The 23,369-nt window shown below is 73.6% G+C and carries 18 protein-coding genes and 1 pseudogene; 11 read left to right on the plus strand and 8 right to left on the minus strand.

Features of this window, described 5'->3' with window-relative positions:
* Window positions 1-40: 40 nt before the first annotated feature.
* Together htpG and ACFOSY_RS14125 are read right to left on the minus strand one after the other, a co-directional pair.
* On the minus strand, window positions 41-1,984 hold the full coding sequence (gene htpG, locus ACFOSY_RS14120; RefSeq protein ID WP_394307127.1) for a molecular chaperone HtpG: 1,944 nt from the start codon (window positions 1,982-1,984) through the stop codon (window positions 41-43).
* Window positions 1,985-2,052: 68 nt separating this feature from the next.
* Window positions 2,053-2,697: a TetR/AcrR family transcriptional regulator gene (locus tag ACFOSY_RS14125; protein WP_394307128.1), complete on the minus strand. Its 645-nt coding sequence runs from the start codon at window positions 2,695-2,697 to the stop codon at window positions 2,053-2,055.
* A gap of 137 nt (window positions 2,698-2,834) precedes the next feature.
* On the opposite strand from ACFOSY_RS14125, the pseudogene ACFOSY_RS14130 reads away from it, so the two are divergent.
* From ACFOSY_RS14130 to ACFOSY_RS14165, 8 genes and pseudogenes are all read left to right on the plus strand, one after another.
* A pseudogene (locus ACFOSY_RS14130) lies at window positions 2,835-3,794 on the plus strand (NAD(P)-dependent oxidoreductase); the annotation flags it as partial.
* The gene (locus ACFOSY_RS14135) at window positions 3,791-4,597 is read left to right on the plus strand and encodes an alpha/beta fold hydrolase (RefSeq protein ID WP_394307129.1); all 807 of its coding nucleotides are present in this window, start codon (window positions 3,791-3,793) and stop codon (window positions 4,595-4,597) included. The pseudogene ACFOSY_RS14130 and the gene ACFOSY_RS14135, both read left to right, overlap by 4 nt.
* A gap of 11 nt (window positions 4,598-4,608) precedes the next feature.
* A complete protein-coding gene (locus ACFOSY_RS14140) occupies window positions 4,609-5,841 on the plus strand; it encodes a PP2C family protein-serine/threonine phosphatase (RefSeq protein ID WP_394307130.1) in 1,233 nt (410 codons plus the stop codon).
* A gap of 52 nt (window positions 5,842-5,893) precedes the next feature.
* A complete protein-coding gene (locus ACFOSY_RS14145; RefSeq protein ID WP_394307131.1) occupies window positions 5,894-6,229 on the plus strand; it encodes an STAS domain-containing protein in 336 nt (111 codons plus the stop codon).
* Window positions 6,230-6,413: 184 nt separating this feature from the next.
* Window positions 6,414-7,613, plus strand: a complete 1,200-nt coding sequence (locus ACFOSY_RS14150; RefSeq protein WP_394307132.1) for a carboxylate-amine ligase — start codon at window positions 6,414-6,416, stop codon at window positions 7,611-7,613.
* Between the two features lie 156 nt (window positions 7,614-7,769).
* Complete coding sequence (locus ACFOSY_RS14155) at window positions 7,770-9,554, plus strand: N-acetylglutaminylglutamine amidotransferase (RefSeq protein WP_394307133.1); 1,785 nt, start codon at window positions 7,770-7,772, stop codon at window positions 9,552-9,554.
* Window positions 9,551-11,644: a S9 family peptidase gene (locus tag ACFOSY_RS14160; protein WP_394307134.1), complete on the plus strand. Its 2,094-nt coding sequence runs from the start codon at window positions 9,551-9,553 to the stop codon at window positions 11,642-11,644. The genes ACFOSY_RS14155 and ACFOSY_RS14160 overlap by 4 nt, the downstream gene beginning before the upstream one ends.
* Window positions 11,645-11,732: 88 nt before the next feature.
* On the plus strand, window positions 11,733-12,173 hold the full coding sequence (locus ACFOSY_RS14165) for an ATP-binding protein (RefSeq protein ID WP_394307135.1): 441 nt from the start codon (window positions 11,733-11,735) through the stop codon (window positions 12,171-12,173).
* A gap of 13 nt (window positions 12,174-12,186) precedes the next feature.
* On the opposite strand, the gene ACFOSY_RS14170 is transcribed toward ACFOSY_RS14165, so the two are convergent.
* A complete protein-coding gene (locus tag ACFOSY_RS14170; RefSeq protein WP_394307136.1) occupies window positions 12,187-14,340 on the minus strand; it encodes an alpha-galactosidase in 2,154 nt (717 codons plus the stop codon).
* A 557-nt stretch (window positions 14,341-14,897) separates the two neighbouring features.
* Between ACFOSY_RS14170 and ACFOSY_RS14175 the strand changes: the two genes are divergently transcribed.
* Together ACFOSY_RS14175 and msrA are read left to right on the plus strand one after the other, a co-directional pair.
* A complete protein-coding gene (locus tag ACFOSY_RS14175; RefSeq protein WP_394307137.1) occupies window positions 14,898-16,007 on the plus strand; it encodes an SGNH/GDSL hydrolase family protein in 1,110 nt (369 codons plus the stop codon).
* A gap of 131 nt (window positions 16,008-16,138) precedes the next feature.
* A complete protein-coding gene (gene msrA / locus ACFOSY_RS14180; protein WP_031065940.1) occupies window positions 16,139-16,651 on the plus strand; it encodes a peptide-methionine (S)-S-oxide reductase MsrA in 513 nt (170 codons plus the stop codon).
* Window positions 16,652-16,729: 78 nt separating this feature from the next.
* On the opposite strand, the gene ACFOSY_RS14185 is transcribed toward msrA, so the two are convergent.
* The 5 genes from ACFOSY_RS14185 to ACFOSY_RS14205 are packed head-to-tail and all read right to left on the minus strand — an operon-like array spanning window position 16,730 to window position 22,194.
* Window positions 16,730-17,620, minus strand: coding sequence for a Gfo/Idh/MocA family protein (locus ACFOSY_RS14185; protein WP_394307138.1), 891 nt, complete (start codon window positions 17,618-17,620; stop codon window positions 16,730-16,732).
* Window positions 17,617-18,849 carry an ROK family transcriptional regulator gene (locus tag ACFOSY_RS14190; protein WP_394307139.1) on the minus strand — a complete coding sequence of 411 codons (1,233 nt, stop codon included), beginning with the start codon at window positions 18,847-18,849 and terminating at the stop codon, window positions 17,617-17,619. Before ACFOSY_RS14190 ends, ACFOSY_RS14185 begins: the two co-directional genes overlap by 4 nt.
* Window positions 18,850-18,852: 3 nt before the next feature.
* Complete coding sequence (locus tag ACFOSY_RS14195) at window positions 18,853-19,737, minus strand: carbohydrate ABC transporter permease (RefSeq protein ID WP_369160942.1); 885 nt, start codon at window positions 19,735-19,737, stop codon at window positions 18,853-18,855.
* Window positions 19,734-20,753 (minus strand): carbohydrate ABC transporter permease, encoded by a 1,020-nt coding sequence (locus tag ACFOSY_RS14200; protein ID WP_394307140.1) that lies wholly within the window; start codon window positions 20,751-20,753, stop codon window positions 19,734-19,736. Before ACFOSY_RS14200 ends, ACFOSY_RS14195 begins: the two co-directional genes overlap by 4 nt.
* A 34-nt stretch (window positions 20,754-20,787) precedes the next feature.
* On the minus strand, window positions 20,788-22,194 hold the full coding sequence (locus tag ACFOSY_RS14205) for an ABC transporter substrate-binding protein (protein ID WP_394307141.1): 1,407 nt from the start codon (window positions 22,192-22,194) through the stop codon (window positions 20,788-20,790).
* A gap of 127 nt (window positions 22,195-22,321) precedes the next feature.
* Between ACFOSY_RS14205 and ACFOSY_RS14210 the strand changes: the two genes are divergently transcribed.
* Window positions 22,322-23,368 (plus strand): zinc-dependent alcohol dehydrogenase, encoded by a 1,047-nt coding sequence (locus tag ACFOSY_RS14210; RefSeq protein ID WP_394307142.1) that lies wholly within the window; start codon window positions 22,322-22,324, stop codon window positions 23,366-23,368.
* Window position 23,369: the final 1 nt, after the last annotated feature.

Raw genomic sequence — 23,369 nt, forward strand, 5'->3', positions numbered from 1 at the left:
CCTCGGGCGGGGAGCGTCACCGTCGGCGGGCCGCGTCACCTCACAGCGTGCGCTCCAGGCGGTCCGCCGTCAGCTGGACGAACCGTGCCGGGTCCTTGGGGCGGCCGCCCTCCGCCACCACCGCCAGGGCGTACAGCAGCTCGGCCGTGTCGGCGAGCTCCGAGCGGTCCTCGCGCTCCCCGTACGCCTCGTTCAGCCCCTTGACCAGGGGGTGGTCCGGGTTGAGCTCGAGGACGCGCTTGCTGCGCGGGACCTCCTGGCCCATGGCCCGGTACATGTTCTCCAGCGCCGGAGTGAGGTCGTCCGCGTCGGCGACCAGACAGGCCGGGGACCGGGTGAGCCGCGTCGACAGGCGGACCTCCTTGACGTCGTCGTCCAGCCGCTCCCGCATCCAGCCGAGCAGCCCCGCGTACGCCTCCGCCTGCAGCTTCTGCTCGTCCTCGCTCCCGTTGTCCTCGCGCGCGTCCAGGTCGATCTCGCCCTTGGCGACCGACCGCAGCCGCTTGCCCTGGAACTCGCCGACGGCGTCCACCCACACCTCGTCGACCGGGTCCGTGAGCAGCAGCACCTCGATGCCGCGCTCCCGGAACGCCTCCATGTGCGGGGAGTTGACGATCGCCTCGCGGGACTCTCCGGTGACGTAGTAGATGTCGTCCTGGTCCTCGGGCATCCGCTCCACGTACTGCGCGAGCGTGACCGTCCCGTCGTCCTCGCGCGTGGAGGCGAACGACGCCACCGCGAGCAGCGCGTCCCGGTTGTCGGGGTCGGTGACCAGGCCCTCCTTGAGCACCGCGCCGAACTCCCGCCAGAACGTGGCGTACTTCTCCGGGGCGTCGGCCGCCATGCTCTTCACCGAGGACAGCACCTTCTTGGTGAGCCGGCGCTGCATCATCCGGATGTGCCGGTCCTGCTGGAGGATCTCGCGGGACACGTTGAGCGAGAGGTCCTGCGCGTCGACCACGCCCTTGACGAACCGCAGGTACGCCGGCAGCAGCGCCTCGCAGTCGTCCATGATGAACACGCGCTTCACGTACAGCTGAAGGCCGTGCCGCATGTTCTGCTGGTACAGGTCGTGCGGGGCGTGCGACGGGAGGAACAGCAGGGCCTGGTACTCGAAGGTGCCCTCCGCGTGCAGCTGAATCGTCTCCAGCGGCTCCCGCCAGTCGTGGCCGATGTGCTTGTACAGCTCGTGGTACTCGTCCTCGGACACCTCGTCGCGGGGGCGCGCCCACAGCGCCTTCATCGAGTTCAGCGTCTCGGGCGCGGCGGTCTCGCCGTCGTCCCCTTCCCCGTCCTCGGCGTCCTCGGCGGCCTTGGCGTCCTGCGCGGTCCGCTCGCCGACGAGCCTGATCGGCCAGGTGATGAAGTCCGAGTAGCGCTTGACGATCTCCTTGATCTTCCACACCGACGTGTAGTCGTGCAGCTGGTTGTCCGGGTCGGCCGGCTTGAGGTGCAGCACGACGGAGGTGCCCTGCGGCGCGTCGTCGACCCGCTCCAGCGTGTACGTGCCCTCGCCGCGCGAGACCCACCGGGTGCCCTGCTGCTCGCCGGCCTTGCGGGTCACCAGGGTCACCTCGTCGGCGACCATGAACCCGGAGTAGAAGCCGACGCCGAACTGCCCGATCAGCCCCTCAGCCCCGGCCGCGTCCTGCGCCTCCTTGAGCTCCTTGAGGAACTGCGCCGTGCCGGAGTTGGCGATGGTGCCGATGAGCTCGCCGACCTCGTCGTACGACATGCCGATGCCGTTGTCCCGCACGGTGAGCGTCCGGGCGTCCCGGTCGATCTCCAGCTCGATGTGCAGGTCGGAGACGTCGGCGTCGAGCGCGTCGTCGCGCAGCTTGGCCAGCCGCAGCTTGTCGAGCGCGTCCGAGGCGTTGGAGACGAGCTCACGGAGGAAGACGTCCTTGTTCGAGTAGACCGAGTGGATCATCAGCTGGAGCAGCTGACGGGCCTCTACCTGGAACTCAAACGTTTCGGTCGACATGGTTCGCGATTACCTCACTGGTCCGTGAAACGCCGGATAGTGGCGCGATCACTGTAGTCAACGCGGCGTCAGCTCCCGGCCCTTCCGCCCGCCCCGCCGTCTGCCCCGCCGCCCGGCGCGGCCGGGGTCACCGCCGCGTCCAGCAGGGGGCCGAGTTCGCGGACCGCCGTCGTCAGGGCGCGGACGCTGCGCTCGGCCCGGGCGATCAGGAGCGCCCCCTCGAGGGAGCTGATCATCAGAGTGGCGAGCGGCCGGGCGCGCTCCTCGGGCACGCCCATGTCCGTCAGGGCGGCGGCCACCGCGCCGGTCCACCGGGCGAAGGCGTCCGCGGCGGCCTGCCGCGTGGAGTCGGCGGTGCGGGCGCGGTCCACCGTGGCCGCCGCGACCGGGCAGCCCCCGTCGAACCCCTCGGTCTCGTACTCGTCGGTCCACTGGCGGACCATCTCGGCGAACAGACCCGACGGCGTCGGCTCGGGCAGCGCGGCCACGAAACGCGCCACCCGGTTCCCGGCGTACCGGCCGGCCCAGCCGACGGCCTCGTTGACGAGCTGCTCCTTGCCGCCGGGGAAGTAGTGCTGGAGCGAACCGCGCGGCGCCCCCGCACGGGCGGCCACCTCCCGCATCCCCGTCGCGCCGACCCCCTCGCGCCGGATCAGCTGGGCGGCGCTGAACACCATCCGCTCCCGCGGCCCCCGCTCGGCGGCCCCTGCCATCCCGGCCTCCCCACGTCGTCCGCGTCCGCCCGCATCCTGCGCGGCCCACCCTATGACCGTCGTCATAGAGGCCGCTACTATGACAGCCGTCATAATGCTGATGCACGGAACCGGGCGGCCCGGGGAAACGGTGGTGCGCCATGCGCGTGGGCTTCGTCGGACTCGGAGTCATGGGCCGGCCCATGGCGCTCAACCTCGCGCGCGCCGGAACCCCGCTCGTCGTCTGGAACCGCACCCCGGACCGGTGCGCGCCCCTGCGTGACGCCGGCGCCGAGGTGGCCGCGAGCCCCGCCGAGGTCTTCCGGCGGGCGGACACCGTCCTGCTGATGCTGGCCGACGAGGCCGCGGTCGACGCGGTGCTCGGCCGCGGCGCCCCCGGCTTCGCCGCCCGCGTGGCCGGGCGCACCGTCGTCCACATGGGCACCACGTCCGCCGCGTACTCGGCGGCGCTGGAACGCGACGTACGCGCCGCCGGAGGCGCCTACGCAGAGGCCCCCGTCTCCGGCTCCCGCGTCCCCGCCGAGGAGGGGCGGCTCGTCGCGATGCTGGCCGGCGACCCCGCCGTCGTCGCGTCCGTACGCCCGCTGCTCGCCCCGATGTGCCGGGAGAGCTTCGACTGCGGGACCGTGCCGGGCGCCCTGCTGATGAAGCTCGCCGTCAACCTGTTCCTGATCACCCAGGTCACCGGGCTCACCGAGGCGTTCCACTTCGCCGACCGGCACGGACTGGACCGCGCCCGCTTCCTCGACGTGCTGGACGCCGGACCCATGGCCAGCTCCGTCTCCCGGATGAAGGCGCCCAAGCTGCTCGCCCGGGACTTCGACGTCCAGGCCGCCGCCGCCGACGTGCTGAAGAACAACCGCCTGATCGCCGAGGCCGCCCGCGCGGCCGGGGTGGCCTCCCCGCTGCTCGACGCGTGCCACGCCCTCTTCGAGGAGACCGTGGCGGGCGGACACGGCGGCGAGGACATGGTGGCCGTGCTGCACGCCCTGGAGGCCCGCACCGCCGCCACGCCCGCGCCCGTCGCCCGTCCCGCCGGGGGCCGAGCCCGGCCCGCCGACGGCGGACACGCCCGGCGTGCGAGCATGGGCGGATGAGCATCCGCCGCAGGAACAACGTCCGCGTGACCGGAGCCGCCACCGGACGTCCCGTCGTCCTCGTGCACGGCTTCGGCTGCGACCAGAACATGTGGCGACTGGTCGAGCCGCTTCTCGCCGAGGACCACCCGCTGGTGCTCTTCGACTACGTCGGGGCCGGCCGCTCCGACCTGTCCGCCTGGCAGGAGGACCGCTACTCCTCCCTCGACGGCTACGCCCGCGACGTGGTGGAGGTCTGCGAGGAGCTGGACCTGCGCGACGCGGTCGTCGTCGGCCACTCGGTGAGCGCCATGACCGGCGTGCTCGCCGCGGCCGCCGCCCCGAAGCGCATCGGCGCCCTGGTGATGGTGTGCCCCTCGCCCCGCTACATCGACGAGGACGGCTACCGCGGCGGCTTCTCCGCCGAGGACATCGACGAACTGCTCGAGTCCCTGGAGTCCAACTACCTCGGCTGGTCCGCCACCATGGCCCCGGTCATCATGGGCAACCCGGACCGCCCCGAGCTCGGCGAGGAGCTGGCCAACAGCTTCTGCGCGACCGACCCCGACATCGCCCGGGTCTTCGCCCGCACGACGTTCCTCTCCGACAGCCGCAAGGACCTCGAGACCGTGACCGTCCCCACCCTGATCCTGGAGTGCGAGCAGGACGTCATCGCGCCCCGCGAGGTCGGCGCCTACGTCCACGCCGCCGTGCCCGGCAGCCGGCTGGTCACCCTGGACGCCATCGGCCACTGCCCCCAGCTCAGCGCGCCCGAGGCCACCGCCGGCGCCATCCGCGCCTTCCTGTCCGCAGACAGCCGTTGAACCCCGGCGGCGTGGCCGACCCGGGCGCGGAGGCGCCCGGCACCCGCCCCGCGTTCAGCGCCCTCCTGGAGGACTCGGCGGAGGACCTGTACGAGTCGGCGCCCTGCGGCTACCTGTCCACCCTGATGGACGGCACCATCGCCAAGATCAACGCCACCCTCCTCGGATGGCTCGGCCTGACCCGCGAGGAGGTCGTCGGCCGCAAGCGCTTCAGCGACCTGCTCACGGTCGGCGGCCGGCTCTACCACGAGACGCACTTCGCCCCGCTGCTGCGCATGCAGGGACACCTCGGCGGCGTCGCGCTGGAGATGCGCACCGCCGCGGGACCCCGCCTGCCCGTGCTGGTCACCTCCACCCTCAAGCGCGGCGCCGACGGCGAACCGCTGCTGATCCGCACCACCGTCTTCGACGCCACCGACCGGCGCGCCTACGAACAGGAACTGCTGCGCGCCCGCCGCGCAGCCGACGAGGCCCGCGAACAGGCCGAGGCCGACCGCGCCCAGCTGCGCGAGGCCCTGGCCGTCCTCCAGCGCAGCCTGCTGCCCGCCACCCTGCCCGACCTCCCCGGCGTGGAGACGGCCGGCTACTACCACACGGCCTCCCCGATGGAGCTCGGCGGCGACTTCTACGACCTGTTCGCGCTCGACGACACCCGCACCGCCTTCTTCCTCGGCGACGTCTGCGGCAAGGGCCCGCAGGCCGCGGCCCTGACCTCGATCACCCGCTACACCCTGCGCGCCGCCATGATCCAGGACGCGGACCCGGTGGAGGACCTGCGCGTCCTCAACCGGGTCCTCATGGAGCGCTACACCGGCGACGACCCCCGCTACTGCACCGCCGTGGCCGGCGTGTTCGAACGGGTCGGGGACACCCTGCGGGTCCGGCTCGCCTCCGGGGGCCATCCCCCCGCGCTCGTCCTGCGCGCCGACGGCGCCGCCGAATACCTCAGCACCCGCGGCGGCATGCTCGTCGGAGTGCTCCCCACGGCGCAGTTCACCGAGGTGAGCACCGTGCTGCGGCCCGGCGACACGCTGCTGCTGTACACCGACGGCCTCACCGAGGCCCGGGTCGGCCCCGGCCGCCGGCTCTACGGCTACGAGGCGCTGCTGTCGTTCGCCGCCGCGCGCGCCCCCGCGGGCAGCCGCGCCCTCGTCGACGCCCTCACCGGTCTGCTGCGCGACTTCGGCGACGGCCTCGACGACGACACCGCGCTCCTCGCCTTCGGCGTCCCCGCCGCACCCTGACCCGCGTCCCCCTCGGCGCACCCGTTTCCACGGAACGAACAGAGCGACCCGCATGGAACCCCTGACGATCGTCTCGTCCCGCACGCCCGCCGGCGCCCTGCTGGAGGTCTCCGGCGACCTCGACCACAGCAACGCGCAGCAACTGCGCCGGGCCGCCGCGGGCGCGGTCCTCTCCGCCGGGCTGCTGCTCGTGGTGGACCTGGGTGAGCTGGGCTTCTGCGACTCCAGCGGCATCTCCGCGCTGATCGCCGTCCGCAACCACGTGGTCGCGGCCGGCGCCGGACTGATCCTGGTGGCCGTGCCGGAGACGCTGCGCCGGCTTCTTCAGCTCACCGGCCTCGACCAGGTCTTCGACCTGCGCGACAGCCACGGTTCCCAGGCGGACTGACCGCCCGCCCCACGGACGGCGCACCCCCGCGCACGCCCCGCCGTCCGGGTCGGTACACCGTTGACGAGGGCCGTTCGATTGCTTGTGCGCCATCCGGGGCACCCGGGATGTGCCGAAAGCGCCGCCGGTGGCTCCCGAGCCGTCGCGGGGCCGGCACAGGACTACGGGCAAGGGGAAACCGGCGGTGACGGTGCGTATCGGAGCAGAGGAAGAATTCCACGTCCTGGACGCGGAGAGCGGGCGACTCGTGCCACGGGCCGGGCTGCTGTTGGAAAGACTCGGCACCACCGGTTTCAGCAGCGAGCTGCAGCAGTCGGCGGTGGAGAGCAACAGTGAGGTCCACGACACCCTCGACGGGCTCTACGCGGACCTGTCCGGCACCCGGCGCCGCCTGGCCGCCGCGGCCGCCGCGGAGGGCCTGGCCGTCGTCGCCGCCGGCACCGTGCCGCTGGCGCGGGTGACCCCGCGCGACGTCACGGCCGACGCCCGCTTCCGGCGGATGGCGGACGAGTACCGCAGGGTCGCCGACGAACAGCTCATCTGCAGCGCCCAGGTGCACGCCGACGTGCCCGACCGCGACACCGCGGTCCGCGCCATGTGCCTGGTGTCGCCCTGGCTGCCGCCGCTGCTCGCGCTGTCCGCCAGCTCCCCGTACTGGCTGGGCTCCGACACCGGCTACGCCTCCTGGCGCACCATGCTGTGGCAGCGCTGGCCCACCGCGGGACCGGCCGGCTGCTACCGGGACGCCGCCGAGTACGACGCCGCCGTCGCGGAACTGATCGGCTCCGGTGTCATCAGCGACACCGGCATGCTCTACCAGGACGTACGCCCCTCCGCCCACCAGCGCACGCTGGAGCTGCGGATCGGCGACGCCTGCCCCCGCGCCGAGACGGTCGTGCTCATCGCCGGACTGTTCCGGGCGCTGGTGCGCGACGCCTGCCACCGCCTGGAACGCGGCGCCGACCCGCGCTGCGACGGGCACCACGAGTGGCTGCGCGCCGCCGCCTGGCGCGCCGCGCGCTCCGGCCTGGAGGGCCCGCTGGTCGACCCGTGGACCCGCCGCGCCGCCCCCGCCCACCTGGTGCTGCGCCGCATGCTGCACCGGCTGCGCCCGGCGCTGGAGGCGTCCGGTGACTTCGGCACCGTGCGCGACCTGCTCGACGAGGCCCTGGCCGCGGGCAGCGCCGCCCACCGGCTGCGCCGCACGGTCCGGGAGGCCGATCTGCCGGCCGGCATCGACCTGCTCGTCACCGAGACGCGCGGCGGCCGTCTCCCGGCCCGCGCCGGCGCCCGCCGCCCGCGCCCCCAGGTCACCGCCCGGCACACGGCAGGCCGCCCCCGCACCCCCCTCCACCCGGTCACCACACCGGGCACGCCGGGCTGATCCGGCGCACCGGCCCGCGCCCCGCAGGCGACGGGCCCGCCACCCGATCCCGAACCAGGAGAGTGATCACCACCCCATGTCCAGGACCAGCCACGCCGTCACCCAGCAGGACACCGCCCCCAGGGACCGGGAACCGAGGGAAGGGGGGAACCTCTGATGTGCGGCCTCAGCGGGGAGATACGGCTCGACGGCGGACGGCCCGACATCGCTGCGGTGGAGCGCATGACCGACCGGCTCGCACCGCGCGGCCCGGACGGACGCGGCCTGTGGTCCCAGGGCCCGGTCGCCCTCGGACACCGCCGGCTGAAGATCATCGACCTGTCGGAGTGCGGCGCCCAGCCCATGACCGACCCGGGCGCCCGCCTCACCGGCGTCTTCAACGGCTGCGTCTACAACTACCGTGAGCTGCGCGACGAACTGCACGCCCTCGGCCACCGCTTCTTCTCGCACTCCGACACCGAGGTGGTGCTCAAGGCGTACCAGCAGTGGGGCGCCGACTGCGTCGACCGGTTCCACGGCATGTTCGCCTTCGTGATCGTCGAGCAGGACACCGGACGCGTCGTCCTCGCCCGCGACCGGCTCGGCATCAAGCCGCTCTACCTGTCGGCCACCTCCGAGCGCCTGCGGTTCGCCTCCTCGCTGCCCGCCCTGCTGGCGGCAGGCGGCGTCGACACCTCCCTCGACCCCGTGGCCCTGCACCAGTACCTCAGCTGGCACGCCACCGTCGTCGCGCCCCGCACCGTCCTCAACGGCGTGCGCAAGCTGCCCCCGGCCACCGTGCGCGTCGTCGAGCCCGACGGCACCCACCACGACCGCCGCTACTGGAACCCCCTCCACACCCGCCGCCCCGCCTACGCGGACCTCACCGCCGACGACTGGACCGACGCGGTCCTGGACGCCCTGCGCACCGCGGTGCGCCGCCGCATGGTCGCCGACGTGCCGGTGGGCGTGCTGCTCTCCGGCGGCCTGGACTCCAGCCTGATCGTGGCGCTGCTGGCCGACGAGGGGCAGCGGGACCTGGCGACCTTCAGCGTCGGCTTCGAGTCCGAGGGCGACGAGGACGGCGACGAGTTCCATTACTCCGACCTTGTGGCCCGGCAGTTCGACACCCGCCACCACCAGCTGATGGTGCCCTCCGACCGGGTCGCCGGCGCCCTCGACGGAGCCGTCCGCGCCATGAGCGAGCCCATGATGAGCCACGACGTGGTCGCCTTCCACCTGCTGTCCGAGCAGGTCGCCAAGGAGGTCAAGGTCGTGCAGAGCGGACAGGGCGCCGACGAGGTGTTCGCCGGCTACGACTGGTACCCGGCGATGGCGGACGCGCCCCGCGAGCGGGCCGCCGAGGCGTACACCGACGCCTACGCCGACCGCTCCCACGCCGACATGGCGCACGTGCTGCGGCCCGAGATGCTGCCCGACCGCGACACCTCGGCGGAGTTCATCCGGGAGCACATGGCGCGGGACGGCGCCGACACCGCCCTCGACGCGCAACTGCGGCTGGACACGCTGGTGATGATGGTCGACGACCCCGTCAAGCGGGTCGACAACATGACCATGGACTGGGGCCTGGAGGCCCGGGTGCCGTTCCTCGACCACGAGCTGGTGGAACTGGCCGCCGCCTGCCCGCCCGAGCTGAAGCTCGCCGACGGCGGCAAGGGCGTCCTGAAGGCCGCGGGCCGCCGGGTCCTGCCCCGCGAGGTCGTCGACCGGCCCAAGGGCTACTTCCCGGTCCCGGCGATCCGCCACATGGCCGGACCCGTCCTCCAGCGCGTCCGCGACACCCTGACCGCGCCCGAGGCCCGCGCCCGCGGCGTGTTCCGCGAGGAGTACGTGGAGCGGCTGCTGGCCGCGCCCGACGCCCACCGCACCCGTCGCGGCGCCAACGCCCTCTGGCAGATCGCCCTGCTGGAGACCTGGCTCCAGACCCACGGGATCCGATGACGGCGACCCGGAACCCCGGCAGCGCGCTGTACGCCCCGGAGTCCGCCCCCCTGGCCGACGCGGCGGCGCCGTACGATCTGCCGCCCCCGGCGGTCCACGGCTGCTGGTACCCCTCCGCCGACCCGAGCGGCCGGCACGTCGCCTTCATCTGCGACCGGGCCGGGGTGCCGCAGCTGTGGACCGGCCCGGTCGACGGCGCGGAGGTGCGCCGCCTCGACGCCGACCCGCACCCCGTCACGGAGGTCTCCTGGTCGCCGGACGGACGGTGGATCGCCTACACCACGGCGCCCGGAGGCGGCGAGCTGACCCGGGTGCTGTGCGTACGCCCCGACGGCAGCGGACGGCATCTGCTGGCCGGCGGCGAGTCCGGCACCTCCGCTCGGCTCGGCTGCTGGCAGCACGACGGATCCGCGATCGCGGTGACCGTCACCGAGTCCGCCCCGCCCGGGCAGCCCGACCGGTACCACGCGGAGGCGCCCGGGCCGCCGGGCACCGAACACGCCCCGCAGTGGGCGGGCCGCGACGGCCGTGCCGTCCTGCTGGACCCGGCCGGAGGACGGCTCGGTCCCGCCGACGGCGGCGTGCGGCCCGGCTCCGGCCGGGAACTGGAGGGGCGGACCCTGTCCGCGTATCTCGTCGACCCGGAGGGCAGCGCCGCGCCCGTCCTGCTGTTCAGCGAACGCGGCGCGGCCAACCAGCGGGTGTGCGACCTCAGCCGCGACGGCCGTCTCGCGCTGGTGTACCGGGGCCCGCGCGGACGCCGCGAGGGCCTCGTCGTCCGCACCGAGGACTCCGCCGTCACCTGCGCCTTCCCGGTCGCCGACGGCGACCCCTGGGTCGGCGGCTTCTCCCCTTCCGCCGGCACGCTCTGGCTGCGCAGCGACGCCGGACGCGAGTACGCGGCCCTGCTCGCCGCCCACCTCGGCCCGCGCGGCGACCTGCACTCCACCCGCGTCGTCGCCGAACGCGAGGACTGCGGCCTCGAACTTCTCGCCCTCGGCCACGACGCCCGCAGCGCCGTGCTCGCCTGGAACCGGCACGGGGTCAGCGACCTGGAACTGCTCGCGCTCGACTCCGCCCCGCCCCATGGCACGGGCGCCGCGCCCCCGCCCTCGGCCGGCGACGCGCGCCGTGTCGAGCTGCCCCACGAGGTCGTCACCCGGATCGCGCCCACCGCCGACCCCGACGCGCCCGTGGTCGCGCTGTCCGGGTCACGGCGCCACCCCGGCGTGTGGTGGCTGCCGCACGGCGCGCCCCTGCGCACCCCCTGGTCCTCCCGCGACGAGGACGCCTTCCCGCCGGGACGGACCCCGGTGCGTCCCACACCCGTACGGCCCGTCGCCCGTGACGGCCTCCAGCTCGGCGGCTGGTACTACCGGGCCCCCGGCCGGTCGCCCGGCGAACCCGCGCCGTGCGTCCTGCACCTGCACGGCGGGCCCGAGGAACAGGAACGCCCCGTCCTCGAACCCCTCTACCTGGAACTGCTCGGCCGCGGCCTGGACGTGTTCGCCCCCGACGTCCGCGGCTCCTCCGGCCACGGCCGCAGCTTCGTCGACGCCGACCTGGGCGCCGGACGCTTCGCCGCCTTCGACGACGTCGCCGACTGCGCGGCGCACGTCGTCGTCCAGGGCCTCGCCGACCCCCGGCGGATGGCCGTGATGGGCCGCTCCTACGGCGGCTACCTCACCATGGCGTCCCTGGTGTGGCACCCCGGCCTGTTCCGCACCGGCGTGGCCGTCTGCGGCATGTCGGACCTGACCACCTTCTTCGCCGGGACCGAGCCGTGGATCGCGCAGTCCGCCGCGCACAAGTACGGCCATCCGGAACACGAGCGGGACCTGCTGCGCGCCCTGTCGCCCATGAGCCGGGTCGACGCCCTGCGCGCCCCCGTCCTCGCCGTGCACGGCGAGCACGACACCAACGTGCCGCCCGGCGAGTCCGAACAGTTCGTCCGGGCCGCGCGCGAACGGGGGCTGGAGGCGCAACTGCTCCTGCTGCGTGACGAAGGTCACGATTTCCGCCGCGCGGACAACCGCCGCCTGTTCCGGCGCACCGCAGGTGACTGGCTCGAGCGGCACCTGGCCGACTGACCTGTCGGACGTAGCTGTCACACTTCTTGGGCGTGCGGGGGAGCGATGCGGGTAGTCGCGCGGGTGTGATCGAGTAAAGGCGGACCGGATGGAACCAGTTCCTGTCGAGGGGGAGACGGTGCCAGGCGTACCGCGGCTGAGGGCGTCCTACGCCCTGGACGCGGAGGGCGCGTGGATAGCGCAGGCACGTCACCTCGCGGCCGAGTTCCTCGGCCGGGCCCGGACGGAGGACGGCCTGCCGGTTCCGGACCGCGTCGTGGAGATCACCCAGCTCGTGGTCAGCGAGCTGGTCACCAACGCCCGCAAGTACGCGCCGGGCCCCGTCGGCCTTGACCTGAGGGTCTTCGGCGACGCCGTCGAGGTGGCCGTCCACGACGCCAACCCGGAGGCGCCCCGGCCCCGGAACTCCGACCCCGGCCGTGTGGGGCAGCACGGCCTCGAGATCGTCATGGCCGTCGCCGAGGCCCTCGACGTACGCCAGGAGGCGGAGGGCAAGAGCATCACCGCGCGCATCGCCCTCTCCGCCTGACCGCCTCCTGCGCTCAGCCGCCCGCCCGGTCCCCGGCGTCGTCGTCCGGCACCCGTTCCAGGTGGAGCAGGGCGCTCGCCCAGTCGCCGCCCGGCAGACGCAGATCCAGCCCGTACTCCGTCAGCACCGTCGCGTGGTGCACCGCGCCCGTCTCCGTGTCCCGGAAGCGGGCGCCCGGCGGCAGGCCGCGCAGCCGGAGCGGCACCCGCGGCGCGCCGTGCCGGGGACTGGCGCCGAAGGCCAGCACCACCGCCTCACTTCCGTCGGCGGCCACGTACTGCACGGCCGACGGGCCGTCAGCGTACGGGTCGCCGATCCGGTACTGCTCGCCGTGCTGCACCAGGTGCCGGATCTCCTTGTAGCGGGCCACCAGCCCGGCGGCCTCGGCCAGTTCCTCCTCGCTCCAGCGGGTGAGGTCGCCGCCGACACCGAGCAGCCCGGCCATCGCCGCGTGGAAACGGAAGCGCAGCGGCACGGACAGCCGGGTGAGCTGGTTGGGCACGTCGGTCACCCAGGCGGACATCACCCGCGCCGGATACACCTGGGAAAAACCCCGCTGGATGCCGAGCCGGTCCACGGCGTCGGTGTTGTCGGACGTCCACGCCTGGTCGGTACGGGCCAGGATGCCCAGGTCCACCCGGCCGCCGCCCCCGCTGCACGTCTCGATCCGCAGCTCCGGGTGCGCCTCCCGCAGCCGGTCCAGCACGCCGTACAGATGGTGCACGTGGCCCGTCCACAGCCGGTCGTGGCCGTCCTCGCGCCCCGGCCAGCCGGACTCGCCGAGGACGCGGTTCATGTCCCACTTGAGGAAGTCCACGCGGTGCTCGGCGACCAGCCGGGTGAGCCAGGCGAAGGCCCAGTCGGCGACGTCCCGCCGGGCGAAGTTCAGCACGAGCTGGTGGCGCAGCTCGGTGCGCGGGCGGCCCGGCAGGTGCAGCACCCAGTCCGGGTGCTCCCGGTACAGGTCGCTGTCGGGGTTGACCATCTCGGGCTCCACCCAGACGCCGAACCGCATGCCGAGCCGGTGCACGGCGTCGGACAGCGGCCGCAGACCCCGCGGGAAGCGGTCCGGGGCCGGGGTCCAGTCGCCCAGACCCGCCCGGTCGCTGCGCCGCGCGCCGAACCAGCCGTCGTCCACCACGTACAGCTCCACCCCGAGCCGGGCCGCGCGCTCGGCGAGCGCGAGCTGGCCCGCCTCGTCCACGTCGAAACCGGTGGCCTCCCAGGAGTTGTAGAGCACCGGGGCCGTCTCGCCGGCGTGCCGCAGCACATGAGCGCGGACGTACCCGTGCCACGCCCGGCTCGCCGCGCCGAAACCGCCGTCGGTGAACAGCCCCGCCGACACCGGCGTGGTGAACTCCTCGCCCGGTCCGAGCGGCACGCACGTCCCCTCGTGTCCCACGCCGCCGGTCAGCCCCGCCCGCCCGTCCGGCGTGCGCTGCACGGTGATCCGCCAACTGCCGCTCCATGCCAGCGCCGTGGACCACACCCGGCCCCGGTCCTCGTCGGCGGTGCCGTCGTCGAGCATCGTCCAGGGGTTGGCGTGGTGGCTGGTGATGCCGCGCCGGCTGGTCAGCACGGTCTCCCCGTGCGGCAGCCGCTCGCGGCGCAGATGCGTCTCCGCCGACCACTGGCCGGTGACATGGCTCAGCCGGTAGTCGGCCAGAGGCGGCAGCGTCCACGCGGCGGAGTCGGCGCGCAGCAGGTCCACGCGCCGGTCGCCGTCGTTGCGCAGCACGGCCCAGCGCTCGATCACGTCCGTGTCCGCGCGGACCCGGTAGTGCAGCGCGACCGACAGCGGGAACACCCGGTCCCGGAACTCAAGGACCAGCTCCGCGCCGCCGGGTACGGAGTCGTCCACCCGGTGGCCCACCGGCTCCCACTCGAAGGCGCGGGAGCCGTCCGCGTACCGCACCTGGAGCGACGGCGGCCCGTAGCGGGTGCCGCCGTCCACCGGCAGCTCCTCGCCCACGGCCGGCCGCCCCTCGAAGCTGCTCGGCGGCTCCTCGAAGGGCCCCGCGAGCGAGTCCGCCTCCGCCGGGGTGAGGCGGGGGCCCCACGCCACATGGCAGGGCGCACCGGTGTCGTCGATCCGCAGCGCGTACGACGAGCGCGGGGTGGTCAGCAGCCAGACCCCGGTGGCCGGGGAGCGGGTGATCAGCGGCATGGTGCCTCACGATAGACGCATCCCCCGCACACTCCGTGACCCGCCCGGATCTCGGCCGTCGCCCTGGCGCACGGCCCGCCCACCCGGGGGCCTCGCGCGGTCCTCGCGTCGCCGCGGATCTGGTACGGGAACCGCTCACGGAGGCCGAGGGGTCCGGCGTTCCGGGCGGCGTCGCGGTCGCCGGGAACGCGGACCGCGCGGAGGGACACCGTCCGCCGCGGCGTCCGCACCCGCCCGCTGCCGTTCGCGGAGTGGGCCCGGGGCGCTGCCGCCACGCCCCGGCCGTCCCTCGTCGCACGGCGGTACCGGCAGATGAACGGCCGATGAAGGTGTGCCCCAGGCGGTGCCGGGGTGGACGCGGGCCGCTAATCTCACTAAGGGTCACGACATCACCACGGGTCACGTCGGAGGCGACGCTGAACACCACGACGCTCCACCCTCGAAGACTCCCCCTGAAGGGGACCCGGCTGCGCGGGCTGTCCGTCCTGGCCCTGCTCGCCGCCCTCCTCGGTCCCGTCCCCTCGGCGGCCGGGACCGCACCGCCGCCCCGGCACGACGTGGTCACCTGGGCGACCAGCGCCTTCCGGCTGGGCACCGGCGTGCCCGACCGCGCCTACCGGCTGGTGGTGCACACCAGCGCCGGCGGCGACCGGATGCGGGTGCGGTTCTCCAACGCCTTCGGCGACCGGCCGCTGACCTTCGACAGCGTGTACGCCGGGCTCCAGAAGGAGGGCGCCGCCCTGGTCCCCGGCAGCAACCGCCGGCTCACCTTCGACGGGCGCGCCTCCGTGACGATCCCGCCCGGCGGCCTCGTCCTCAGCGACCCGCTCCCCGGCCGGGTCCGCGCCGGCGCCGACCTGGTCGTCAGCCTGCACAGCCCCGACGCGGGCGGCCCCGCCACCGGACACCGGCTGGCCATGCAGACCTCGTACCTCACGCAGGGCGACCACACCGCCGACGAGTCCGCCGCCCCCTGGACGCGGACGATCACGTCCTGGTTCTACCTGGACGCCGTCACCGTCCGCACCCCCGCCCGCACCGGCGCGGTGGTGGCGCTCGGCGACTCCATCACCGACGGCTGGGAGTCCACCACGGACCTCAACCGCCGCTGGCCCGACTACCTCGCCCGTCGCCTCCAGCACTCCCTCGCCACGACCGTCCGGGGCGTCGCCAACGCGGGCATCTCCGCCAACAAGGTGCTCGCCGACGGCGCCTCGCCGAGCGCCCTGAACCGCCTCGACCGCGACGTGCTGTCCCACCCCGGCGTGCGCACGGTCCTGCTGTTCGAGGGCGTCAACGACCTCAAGGCGCACACCGGCGTCACGGCCGAGGACCTGATCGACGGCTACCGGAAGCTCACCGCCCGCGTCCACGCGGCGGGCCACTGCGTCGTCGCCGCCACGATCGCCCCGTTCAAGGGCTGGTCCGAGTGGGACCCGGAGGCCGAGGCGGTACGCCAGGAGGTCAACGCGTTCATCCGCACCGGCGGGCTGTTCGACGCCGTGGCCGACTTCGACCGCGCGGTGCGCAGCCCCGACGACCCCGAGAGCATCCGGCCCGCCTACGACAACGGCGACCACCTCCACTTCACCGACGAGGGCATGCGGGCGATGGCCGACACGGTCCGCCTGAAGGACCTGGAGTGCGCCTCGGGCCCGGGGAGCTGACGCCGCCCGGCGCTCCCCGGCAGGACCACGCGACCCGGTGTCCGGCGCACCGGGCGCGACCGGAACAATGCAGGTCCCGGCACGGTTCTCACTGAGGAACGCCGCAGCACACCTGGGAGAAGGGCGACACGATGACAAGGACCGAGGAGAAGGCGCTGCTCGCGGGCGGATGCTTCTGGGGCATGCAGGAGCTGATCCGCACGCTGCCGGGCGTGCTGAGCACCCGGGTGGGCTACAGCGGCGGCGACGTCCCCGACGCGACCTACCGCAACCACGGCACCCACGCCGAGTCCATCGAGATCACCTACGACCCCGCGGTCACCGACTACCGGACGATCCTGGAGTACTTCTTCCAGATCCACGACCCGTCCACGAAGAACCGCCAGGGCAACGACATCGGCATGAGCTACCGCTCCGCGATCTTCTACTACGACGACGAGCAGAAGCGCGTCGCCGAGGAGACCATCGCCGACGTGGACGCCTCCGGGCTGTGGCCGGGCAAGGTGGTCACCGAGGTGACCCCGGCCGGACCGTTCTGGGAGGCCGAGCCGGAGCACCAGGACTACCTCCAGCGCTACCCGGACGGCTACACCTGCCACTTCCCGCGGCCGGGCTGGCGCCTGCCGAAGCGCGCGGCGTCCTGAGCCGACGGCACGACACGACAGGGGGCGCGCCCGCCCGGCGGGCGCGCCCCCTGCTTCGTGCGCGACGGCGGCCCCGCGTCACGCCACGCGCGCGATGAGCTCCTGGAGGTACAGGCCGCGTGCCGCGTCCGGGGCGGTCGCGACGCCGGTGCGCACCGCCGTGGCGAACTCCCGGCGCAGCACCGGCCAGCACTCCTCGTGGTCGATCTCGGCCGTGTCGTACACCAAGGGCGCCCCGGCGCCGAACAGTTCGACGCGGGTGACGGCCCGGGGCACGTTCACCGCGCCGGACAGCGACGCCTGACTGACCGCGCCGTTCTCGTGCTCGCAGGTCAGTTCCAGCCAGGTGCGCGAGTCGCCGGTGCCGCGGATCGCCTTGACCGGCCCGACCGCCGCGTCCAGCAGGTCCAGCAGATGCGGGCCCAGGTCCAGCAGCGCGCCCTGCTCCAGCCGCCAGCCGGTCGCGAACTCCCCGCCCAGGAAGGCGCCGTGGAGATAGCAGGAGCGGGCGCCGGACACCTCGGCGTCCCGCGCGGCGGCGAGGAACGCCCGGGTCACCGGGTGGTACCGCTTGGTGAGGACCAGCTGCGACACCACGCCCGCCTCCGCCACGGCGTCCGCCACGCGCCGGGCCGCGTCCAGGTCCGGGCCGAGCGGCTTCTCCAGCAGCAGCGCCTTGCCGCGCCTGGCGGCCAGGGGCGCCAGCTCGGCCTGCACGGCGGGCGGCACGGCGAACGCCACCGCCTCGCACCGGTCGAGCAACTCCTCGAAACCGCTGGCCACATGGGCTCCGTACGGGGCCGCCGTCTCGTGCGCCGCCTCGGCGCGGCGGGCCCAGACGGCGGCGAGCCGGGTCTCGGGGCCGGCCGCGAGCACACGGGCGTGCATGGCACGGGCCCAGGGGCCGGCGCCGACCAGGCCGACGTCGACGGGCCGGCGGGTCCAGGGGGAGGGAGGCAAGGAGGTCACGGTCGTCCTGACTGCGGCGAGAGGATCCCGGCGAGCCGGGCGTCCGCACGCGCGGGGGAGTAGAGGTGCTCGACGACCGTGGTCGCGGCCCCTATGAGGCCGGCGTGGTCGCCGAGACGCGAGGTCACGATCTGGAGGTTGGCCGTGGTGCGGGGCATGGCCCGCTGGTAGAGCAGTTCGCGCACACCGGTCATGAACGGCACCCCGGACAGGTCCCCGGCGAGCATCAGCACCCCGGGGTTGAGCAGCGTGACGACGGTGACGAGCACCTCGCCCACCCGGCGGCCCGCCTCCCGGGCGAGCCGGATCGCGTCCGGATGCCCTTCGGCGAGCAGCCGCCTGACGTCGGAGCCGGACGCGGCGTTGCCGTCCGCCCCGGACAGCTCCTTGGCCAGGGCCCGGCCGCTGGCCACGGCCGCCAGACAGCCGTACGAGCCGCACATGCACAGCGCGTCGGCGCGGTCGTGCACCCGGATGTGCCCGATGTCGCCGGCGCCGCCGTCGATGCCCCGGTAGACGTGCCCGTCGACGACCACGCCGGCGCCGATGCCGGTGGAGACCTTCACCAGCACGAACGCGCCGCAGTCCCGGTGGCTGGCCTGCTGCTCGGCCAGCGCCATCAGGTTGGCGTCGTTGTCCACCAGGACCGGCACCGGGCCGCCCTCCAGGCTCGCGCCCACGTGCCGCGCGTAGGCCTCCTGGAGGCGTACGCGGATGGGGTAGCGGTCCCAGCCGGGCATGATCGGCGGCTCGACGACCTGGCCGGCCTCCCAGTCGACCGGTCCTGGCACCGACAGGCCGATCCCGCAGACGCGGGAGGCGTCGGCGCCCGCCGCGGCGATCAGGTCCGGGAACCAGCCGGACACGTGGTCAAGCACGTGGTCGGGTCCCTCGGTTATGTCCAGCGGCCCGGTGTGCTCGGCGAGGATCGCGCCGGCCAGGTCCAGGACCGCCGCCCGGGCGTGCCGGGTCTCCAGGTCCACGGCCAGGACGGAGGCGTGCGTGGGGTCGAAGACGATCCGCTCCGACGGGCGGCCCCCGGTGGAGGCGCCCGTGGTGTGCCGCAGCCAGCCGGCCCGGTTGAGCAGGTCGAGCCGCTGCCCCACGGTGGACCGGGACAGCCCGGTGGCGCGTTGCAGGGCTGCCCGGGTGTTGGCGCGGCCGCTGCGGATCAGGTCCAGCAGTCCGCCCGCGCTGACCGGCTGCGGCGTCGTCACACGTTCCCCCATGCGTCAGCTCTTGTCGGCGCCGCTGGTGAGGCCTTCGGTGAGCAGCCGTTCGGCGGCGAAGAACAGGAATACCACGGGGATCGTCAGCACCACCGATCCGGCCATCAGAACCGTCTTGGGCACCTCGATGCCGTTGGAGAGCTGCGCGAGACCGAGCGACACGGTCCACTTGTCGGGGTCGGCGGCCAGGAACAGCAGGGCGAAGAGGAACTCGTTCCAGGCGATCATGAAGACGTACAGGCCGGTCGCCATGAGCGAGGGCAGGGCGAGCGGGAGGATCACCTTGCGCACGGTCTGGAGCCTGCTGCACCCGTCCAGCGCCGCCGCCTCCTCGATCGAGTACGGGATGGTGACCAGGTAGTTCTTCAGCATGTACACCGACACCGGCACCGTCTGCGCCACGTAGACGACGGCGAGGCCCACCAGGCTGGAGGACAGCCCCATCCTGGCGAAGATCACGAACAGCGGGACGGCGAGCAGCGTCGCCGGGAACAGGTAGACGGCCAGGAACAGGGCGCTGACCTGCCGGTGCCCGAAGAACTTCAGCCGGCTGACGGCGTAGGCGCCGGGCACCGCCGCGGCCAGCGTCAGCAGCACCGTGCCCAGCGACACCAGGGCCGAGTTGAGCAGGAACCGCGTGAAGCCCTGGCCGCCGGCGTCGGTGGAGCGCATGACGTCCTGGTAGGTGGACACCGTGAGGTCCTTCGCCGACAGCCACAGCGAGCCGGGGTCCAGCAGCAGCGCGTCGACGGGCTTCAGGGACAGCAGGAGCATGTAGTAGAAGGGCAGCAGGGTGATCACCGCGAGGAACGCGATCACCAGCCACTTCAGGACGCCGAGGACGCGGTCCTCGACCTGGGCCCGGGACAGGGCGGTCTTGCCGGTCACGCTTCCTCCTGGACCTTGTTGCCGAAGAACTTGAAGTAGAAGCCCAGCAGGATCATCAGCGAGGCGGCCAGCACGAGCGCCTGGGCCGCGGCGGCGCCGACGTCGTAGCGGGCGGTGAGGAAGTCGTAGACCCGGACGGCGGCGACGTCCGTGCCGGCGCCGCCGCCGGTCAGCAGGTAGACGTCGTCGAACTTGTTGAAGGTCATGATGAACCGCAGCACGCACAGCAGCGCGATCACCGGCATCAGCTGGGGGAGCAGGATGTGCCGGAACCGCTGGAGCGGCGTCGCCCCGTCGACGGTCGCGGCCTCCTCCAGGACGGCGGGCACGGCCTGGAGCCGGGCGAGGATGAACAGGAACGCGAAGGGGAAGTACCGCCAGCACTCGAACGCGATGACGGTGAGCAGCGCGAGCGGGATGTCGAAGTGTGCCCCTAGGAAGCTGACTTCGTACTCGCGGGTGGAGAGGAAGGCGATCGGGTCGTCCCAGCCGAACAGGCGGCGGCCCCAGTCGTTGACGACGCCGTACTGCGGGCTGAGCGCGACCTCCCACACGAACGCGACGGCCACCACGGGCGCCACGTACGGCAGCAGCATCGCGGCCCGCAGCAGGCCGCGCCCGCGGAACGGCTTGCGCAGCGCGAGCGCGGCGACCAGCCCGAGCAGGACGGAGCCGGCGGTGCTGCCCGCGGTGTAGATGAAGGTGGTCTTCAGGCTCGACCAGAAGCCGGCCGAGGCGAACACGTCGCCGAAGTTGTCCAGCGACCAGTTGCCGAACAGGCCCATGCCCTGGATGTCGACGAGCTTGGCGTCCTGGAAGGCCAGCAGCACCGTCCAGGCGATGGGCAGGACGACCACCACCAGGACGACCAGGAAGGTGGGGGAGACGAAGGCCAGGCCGGCGCGGTTGGCGCGGCTGCGGGCGGTCGCGGGGCGGCGGCCCGGCCGGCCGGGGCCGCCCGTGAGCCGGGGGGTCGGGGTCCGGCGCTGCGGTGCGCCGGCGGGGGCTGTTGTCATGGAAGGACCTTTGCGGCGTGCGTGCGGGCGGCTGCTACTGGAGGGACTGCTGAAGGTCGGAGATCTCTTCGTCGGCCTCGCGTGCCGTCTCCTCGGGCGAGGACTGCCCGCTGGTCATGGCGCCCACGGCCTTGGGCACGGGCAGCTCGCCGTTGGTCGCGCCGACCAGGGCGCCGTCGCCCTGGGTGATGCCCCAGCGGCGCAGGTTGGTGATGCCCTCGGCGAGCCGGTCGAGCAGTTCGGGCGGGTAGACCTCGTCGAACGGCTTGCGGGTGTCCACCCCGATCTCGCTGTTGCGCCAGGCGTCGAGGTAGCGGTCGGGGTCGGTGCGCGTGCCGCGCCGGACCGGAATCTTGCCCTCGGGCGCCATGCCGAACCACGCCTCGTAGCCGTCGCTCGTCATGTACTGGATGAACTCGCGGGAGGCGGCCGTCTCGGCGGTCTTCGTCGTCACCCAGGAGGTGATCTCGCCGAACTGCGCGGGCTCGGCGGCGTCCGGGCCCCGCATGGCGGTCACGATGCCGCTGTGGTCGGCCAGGTAGCCGGGGTCCTCGCGGCACTCGGCGCAGCTGGGCAGCGCGTCCTTGCGCAGCCCGGCCAGCTCGTCGAGCAGGAACGAGGACCAGACGATCATCGAGGAGCGGCCCGAGAAGTAGGTGGCGCGGGTGGAGTCCACGGTCTGCGTGCCGGGGGCGCCGTACTCGCGGGCCAGCCGGTCGTAGGTGCGGAACGCGGTCTCGCACTGCGGTGAGTCGAGGGCCACCTCGTGGTGGTCGTCGACCAGCTGGCAGTCGTTGGCGAGCGCGATGCTCTCGAAGCTCTGCGAGGTGAAGACGTCGCCGGGGTCGGTGGCCGCCGAGACGCCGTCGTGGCCCTTGGTGGTGAGGGCCTCGGCGGCGGTCAGCGCCCGCTCGTAGGTGTCGGGCGCGGCCAGCTTCGCCGCGTCGAAGTCGTCCTGACGGTAGACCAGAAGCTGGAGCCAGGAGTCGGACGGCACGCTGAGGCTGGTCGCGCCGTCCGAGGTCAGCTCGAGGGCGTTGGCGTTGAAGGTGTCGCGCCCGTGCCCGTCGATCACCTGCTCGGGGATGGCCGTGTTCAGCAGGCCGTTGCTGTACATCTGCCAGACCTGGCCCATCGGCACGGCGCCGATGACGTCGGGCAGTTCGCCCGCGGCCGCGGCGGACATGATCAGCTGGGGCAGCTGGCCCTCGTCGACCGTGACGAGCTCGACGTCGACCCCGGACTTCTTCTCGAACGCGGCGATCGTCTTCCGCGTCGCCGCGGCCCGGTCCGGGAGGTTCTCCAGGGACCACACCTCGATCCTGCGGTCCGGGGCGCCGGGCCCGGTGCCGTTGGTGGAACAGCCGGCCAGCAGCCCGCTTCCCAGGGCTGCCGCGACGCCGACCGCGGTCATCCGCGACCGCAGGGTCCTCAAGCGCATTGCACGTCCTCGCTCCGACTTACGTCTACTGACAGCGCATCTCAGCATCACTTTTGCTTGTTGACAAGACATAAGTTCGGGATATCGTCGACGCAACCCGCCCACCGCACCCTTCGGAGAGTCATCCGTGGAACGCGTCGTCCAGTTCACCGGCCCCCGTCACGTGGAGATCGCCGAACACGCGAGAGCCGCTCTCCCGCCGGGCCGCCTGCGGGTGCGCACCCGCTACTCGGGCATCTCGGCCGGCACCGAACTCACCGCGTACCGCGGCACCAACCCGTATCTGACCCGCACCTGGGACCCGGAGGCCCGCCTCTTCCGCGAGGGCGCGGCCGGCATCGAGTACCCGGTGGCCGGCTGGGGCTACTCCGAGGTCGGCGAGGTCGTCGAGGTTTCCCCGGAGCTGGACGGCATGCCCGGACTCCCGGTCACCGGTGACCTTATATGGGGCATATGGGGACATCGCAGCGAAGGCATCGTCCCCGCGGAGCGTGTCGTCGGTCACACCCTCCCGGCCGGACTCGACCCGCTGGCGGGCGCCTTCGCCCGGGTCGGCGCCATCGCCCACAACGCAGTCCTGGCCGGCGACATCCACCTCGGCGAGGACGTCGCCGTCTTCGGACAGGGCGTCATCGGCCTCCTCACCACCCGACTGGCCCAGCTGAGCGGCGCCCGCGTCACCGCCGTCGACGCCCTCGACGTCCGCCTCGACACCGCCCGCCGGTACGGCGCCCACGCCACGCTCAACGCCCGCACCGACCAGGTCGCCGAACGCGTCCGCGAGGCCACCGGCGGACTCGGCGCCGACCTCGCCATCGAGATCAGCGGCGCCTACCCCGCCCTGCACGAGGCCCTGCGCTCGGTCGCCGTCGGCGGACGCGTCGTCGCCTCCGGCTTCTACCAGGGCGACGGCATCGGCCTGCGGCTCGGCGACGAGTTCCACCACAACCGCGTCCAGCTCGTCTGCTCCCAGATCGGCGGCGTGCCGCCGCAGCTCTCCGGCCGCTGGAGCGTCGACCGCCTCCAGCGGACCTTCCTGCGGCTGGTCGCCGAGGGCCAGGTCGACGTCACCTCCCTGGTCAGCCATGTCGTCCCGGCCGCCGACGCGTCGGACGCCTACGTCCTGCTGGACGAACGGCCCGCCGAGGCCCTTCAGGTCGTCCTGGAATTCTGAG

Origin of the sequence: Streptomyces lusitanus (assembly GCF_042647945.1) — a bacterium.
In the GTDB taxonomy this organism is placed as follows: Bacteria; Actinomycetota; Actinomycetes; order Streptomycetales; family Streptomycetaceae; genus Streptomyces; species Streptomyces pseudogriseolus.